General features: G+C 68.2%; 4 protein-coding genes and 1 pseudogene. 2 read left to right on the top strand and 3 right to left on the bottom strand.

Annotated features, from left to right (window positions below; all coding sequences use genetic code 11):
• Positions 1-50 precede the first annotated feature (50 nt).
• Positions 51-281, top strand: coding sequence for a hypothetical protein (locus U9980_RS06355; protein WP_322767079.1), 231 nt, complete (start codon positions 51-53; stop codon positions 279-281).
• Between the two features lie 31 nt (positions 282-312).
• Positions 313-1,450, top strand: a pseudogene (locus tag U9980_RS28455) (Fic family protein).
• 272 nt (positions 1,451-1,722) lie between these two features.
• On the opposite strand, the gene U9980_RS06335 reads toward U9980_RS28455, so the two are convergent.
• The 3 genes from U9980_RS06335 to U9980_RS06325 form a co-directional block, all read right to left on the bottom strand.
• Complete coding sequence (locus tag U9980_RS06335; RefSeq protein WP_322767078.1) at positions 1,723-2,262, bottom strand: MarR family winged helix-turn-helix transcriptional regulator; 540 nt, start codon at positions 2,260-2,262, stop codon at positions 1,723-1,725.
• A 70-nt stretch (positions 2,263-2,332) separates the two neighbouring features.
• Positions 2,333-3,871, bottom strand: a complete 1,539-nt coding sequence (locus U9980_RS06330; RefSeq protein ID WP_322767077.1) for an aldehyde dehydrogenase family protein — start codon at positions 3,869-3,871, stop codon at positions 2,333-2,335.
• Positions 3,872-4,187: 316 nt separating this feature from the next.
• Positions 4,188-4,557 (bottom strand): zinc-binding dehydrogenase (locus tag U9980_RS06325; protein ID WP_322767076.1); only part of this gene is annotated, 370 nt, incomplete at its 5' end.

Here is a 4,557-nt window from a genome sequence, read left to right as displayed (position 1 = left end):
CAACGATCGCCGCAGAGAAGTCGGGCGCCCTCGTGTAGGACGTGGTGCCGGTGGCGGGCAACGAAAAAATTCAGGGGAATGTCGGCTCGGTCCCGCTCGCCTTCCACAACGAGAACGCCTTTCACCTGCACTGCCCAGACTTCGTCGTGCTGTTGTACCTTCGAGCCGACCACGACGCGGCTGCGGCGCTGCGCACCGCCTGTGTCCGCGTCGTGCTGCCGCGGCTCACGGCTGCGACCCGGGCCGCGCTGGCAAGCCGCTGGGGTCACCGTCTAGCTTGACGTGATGATTGCGTCAATCTATCGTCGATGCATGCTCTACCCCACTCCGGCCCTCAGACCTGCCGACGATCAGGTGCTCAGCGAGATCGACGGCATGCGGGATGCGCTGCGGCACCACATCCAGACCATGCCGTTGAAATGGACTGAGGGGCTCCGGAAGTTCCTGATCGCCGATGCAGTCGCAGCCTCGAACTCCATCGAGGGCTTCAAGGTAGCCACGATCGACGTCGAGGATCTGATGGATGGCGAGCGAGATGTCGAGATCTCGGAGGAGAACCGCGAGGAGACCCTCGCCTATCAGCGGATGATGACGTATATCCAGACGCTCCACGCTGCCGAGGACTTCAGCTACAGCAAAGGCCTACTCAACGCTCTGCACTGGATGTTGCAAGGCCACCGTCACGCCGTGCGCAAGCCGGCCGGGCAGTGGCGCCGGGGCCCCGTCTACGTCACCGACGCCCGCGATCCCGCCATCGCGGCCTACACAGCCCCGGACGCCGATGTCGTCCCCGCGCTGATGAAGGAACTCGTCGACTGGCTCAACGCCGACAACGGCACCCACCTGCTGGTGCGAGCGGCTATGGCACATCTGCACCTTGTATCCATCCACCCCTGGGCCGACGGGAACGGCCGGATGTCCCGTTCGCTGCAGACAGCTCATGATCGCCCGCGAAGGCGTCCTGGCCCCGGAGCTCTCGTCCATCGAGGCGTGGCTCGGCCGTCCCGGCAACACCTGGGAGTACTACCGCGAACTCACCGATCGGGGCCCGAAGTACCTTCCCGACCAGGACGTCTCCAGCTGGATCCGCTTCAACCTGACCGCCTACCACCAGCAGGTCCAGACCGTTCACGGCCGACTCGACCGCTCCGGGCGGGTATGGGGCGCACTCTCCGAATTCGCCGAGAGCACTGGTCTGGACGAGCGAGTGGTGACCGCCCTGCACGACGTGGCCATGGCTGGACGCGTCCGCCGCTCACGCTACGAGCACGCCGAGGGCCTGAGCCTGCAGCAGGCGCAACGCGACCTCCGCGACCTCACCACTGCCCAGGTTCTAGAGCCGGTCGGCCGAACCCGGGCCCGCTTCTACACGGCAGGCCCCCGTTTCCCTCAGCCGGCACTTGACATCGCGCACACGCCCATGACCTTGAGGAATCCATACGCCAGCTGACAAGCACAAGCGAGTTCGCTGAAGGCGGACGATCCCGCCCCGCCATCGGCAGCAGGAGGACGGCATAAAGATCGTAATCGGTGACAAGCCGCTCACCGTCGAGCAGTGGCTGACGCACTGGGTCGGTCACATCGCGCCGGGTCGGGTCCGCCCGTCGACGCTGGCGACCCGTGTGGGCGCAAGCGGGGCGGGAACTGCCCGCAGCGGCATAGCGGCGGGTTCGTCATCGTCCGGCCCAAGAGCCGCGCCGGAGCGCTCGCTTCCGGACACTGTCATCCTTCGCGGGCCGCGTCAGCGACCTTTTCCAGCAAGGTCCTGAACCGGGCGGTATTGGCACGCCCCAGATCCTCGATGATCTTGTTCTCGACCTCGGCGACGACGGCATCGGCACGGCGAAGAACCTCACGGCCGGCGTCGGTGAGGTGTAGCTCCTGCACGTGGCGGTGGCGTGGATGCGATCGGCGCTCCAGCTGGCCCCGGCTTTCCAGCCGGTCCGCCAACGAGGCCACCGCTTGCGGTGTGACGTTGAGGCGACGGGCCAGCTCCGCACCGGTGAGGCCGGGATCGGAATGGACGCTGATGAGCAGGGTGTAGTGCGCCACCGGCAGGCCCAGCGGCCGCAGCCGTTGCTCCTTAAGGGCCTGCACGGCGAGCTCCGCCCGCCGCAACGCCCACGTCACCCGATCCAGCGCGTCAGCGGATACCGGATCCTGATCATTACCTTCCACGCCGACAGAGTATGGCGCTGGGGTTCCATCAAACGCTTTGCCACCGCCAAGCCCTTCGGCCTCCGTCGGCGGGTGTCGCGCCATGGCGCTCTCGTCTCCTCCGCCTCGTCGGGCATCCGGGCCTGTCGGCTTGGCGTCCCGACCGGCCGGTCAGTCAGTTGATCTTCGTGGTGTCGTCGGCCAGGAGCCGGTCTCGGACGGCGGCCAGGGCGTGCGCCATCACGCCGGCCGGGCGGTCGAAGGTCGAGGCCGACAGTTGGGCGGGGCCGGTCTTGGCGGAGAAGGAGTGCGGGTAGGCGAACTCCCGCAGTCCTTCTCCGCCGTGCTTGCGTCCGTAGCCGCTGTCGCCCCGGCCGCCGAACGGCAGTGCGGGGTTCATCGAGAACACGAGGACGTCGTTGATGCTGGTCATGCCGGCGCGCAGGCGGCGGGCGATGGCTTCGCCGCGGTCGCGGCTGAACACGGCGCTGCCCAGCCCGTACGGGCCGGCGTTGATCCGGGCGATGGCCTCCTCGGTGTCGGCGACCTTGACGACCGCCAGGGTTGGCCCGAAGGTCTCCTCCGTCGCGGCGAGGGCATCGGCGGGTACGTCGACGAGGATGGTGGGTGCGACGTAGCGGTCGCCGGCCACGGTGTCGAGGCCGCCGACAGTGGCGGTCGCGCCACGGTCGAGGGCGTCCTGGATATGTTCCCGGATGACGGGGATCTGGCTGGTCAGCGGGACCGGTCCGATCTGCGCGTCGTCGTCGCTGCCGACCCGGATGCCGCGGGCGAGGGTGCTGATCTTCTCGACGAAGGCGTCGTAGACCGGCTCGACGACGTAGGCCACTTCCAGGCTGACACAGCCGTGCCCGGTGTTCTGCAGCGCGCCCCAGACGATGTGCGCGGCGGCGTCGTCCAGGTCGGCGTCCTCGGCCACGATGACCCCGTCGTTGCCCCCGAGTTCCAGCAGCATCGGGGTCACGGTCTGCGCGCATTGAGCAGCCACCGTCTTGCCCGTTGCGACGCTGCCGGTGAACGCGACCTTGTCCGGGCCGGCCGCGATCAGCGCCTGCCCGGTGGCCCCGTACCCGATGAGGTACTGCAGGACGGTCGGGAAGTCGGGCACGGCACGCTCCCAGGCCCGCACCAGCCACTGCCCGACGCCGGGCGTGATGTGGCTGGGCTTGAGCACGACGGCGTTGCCGGCGGCGAGCGCGTTGATGACGATGGCGCCGGGGGTCATCAGCGGGAAGTTCCACGGGCCGATGACGCCGACGACCCCGTACGGCTGGTATTCGACCCACGCCCGCTGGTTGGGTGCGACGGGCGCGGCCGGGACATCCCGGCGTCCCAGCACCCGTTCGGCGTTGTCGAGGGCGAACTGCAGGTGCGCCACCGTGGCGAGCACCTCGCTGCGGGCGTCGTCGACCGGCTTGCCGTTCTCCGCGTGGATGAGCGTGGCCACCTCCTCGCCGCTGCGGGCGATCTCACGCTGCCACGCCCGCAGCCGCTGCGCACGACCGTCGAACCCGAGGCCCCACCAGGCCCCGGCCACCTCACGGGCAGCGGCGACGGCCGCAGCTGCCTCCCGCTCGCCCGCAACCGGATACCGGGCCAGCTCCGACCCGGTGGCCTGATCGATGGAGACGACCTCCGTCCCATCGAACCCAATGACTCCGTCACGCGTCGCTGTTGGAGCACTGTTTGTCATGATCTTACCTGATTCCCTTCGACCATTGTCCGGGCAGCGCCCCGAGGGCCGCCTGCTCACCATGACTTCATGGTACACAAGCAGCTACTTTGTATCAAGTGTTTGATAACGCTAAGGCGCTTTGAGCGAGCGCGGGAACAGCGATCGGTCCTGCACCGGCCCCGAAGGCAAGAACCCAAGCAAGTCATCCACTCGGCATGCAAGGGTGCACGTAGGCCACGGCGGTCTGCCCTTGTCGCTGGCTCGGGCGGCGCGGAATCAGACGCCGCTGCTGCCCCGGTTCGTCACGTGTGCACCTCCGTTGCACTTGACTGGATCAGGGTCGCAGCAGTACCTTCACGGCCCGGCGCTCGTCCATAGCGCGGTAGCCCTCGGCGACCTGGTCGAGGGGCAGGGTCAGGTCGAAGACTTTGCCGGGATCGATCCGGCCGGCCAGTACCTGGCCGATGAGGTCCGACAGGAAGGCGCGTACCGGGGCCGGGCCGCCGCGCAGTCCGACGTGGGAGTAGAACAAGTCCTCGCCGGGGATGGTGACGTCGTGTGGGACGCCGACGAAGCCGACGTTGCCGCCGGGGCGTGTGGATCGTAGGGCCTGCTGCATGGACTCGTTGGTGCCGACGCACTCCAGCACGCAGTCGGCGCCGATGCCGCCGGTCAATTGGCCTGGGAGATCGTCAAGGCCCTCA

It is taken from the genome of Protofrankia sp. Cr1 (assembly GCF_963555865.1).
Classification (GTDB): Bacteria; Actinomycetota; Actinomycetes; order Frankiales; family Frankiaceae; genus Protofrankia.
The sequence above is the reverse complement of the archived record's forward strand: the minus strand, read 5'-3'. Positions and strand labels throughout refer to the sequence as shown.

What these genes read in the sequence shown, in the direction of transcription:
- U9980_RS06335 (WP_322767078.1), bottom strand. Translation starts at nt 2,262, where the DNA reads ATGGCGCGACACCCGCCGACGGAGGCCGAAGGGCTTGGCGGTGGCAAA.
- U9980_RS06330 (WP_322767077.1), bottom strand. Translation starts at nt 3,871, where the DNA reads ATGACAAACAGTGCTCCAACAGCGACGCGTGACGGAGTCATTGGGTTC.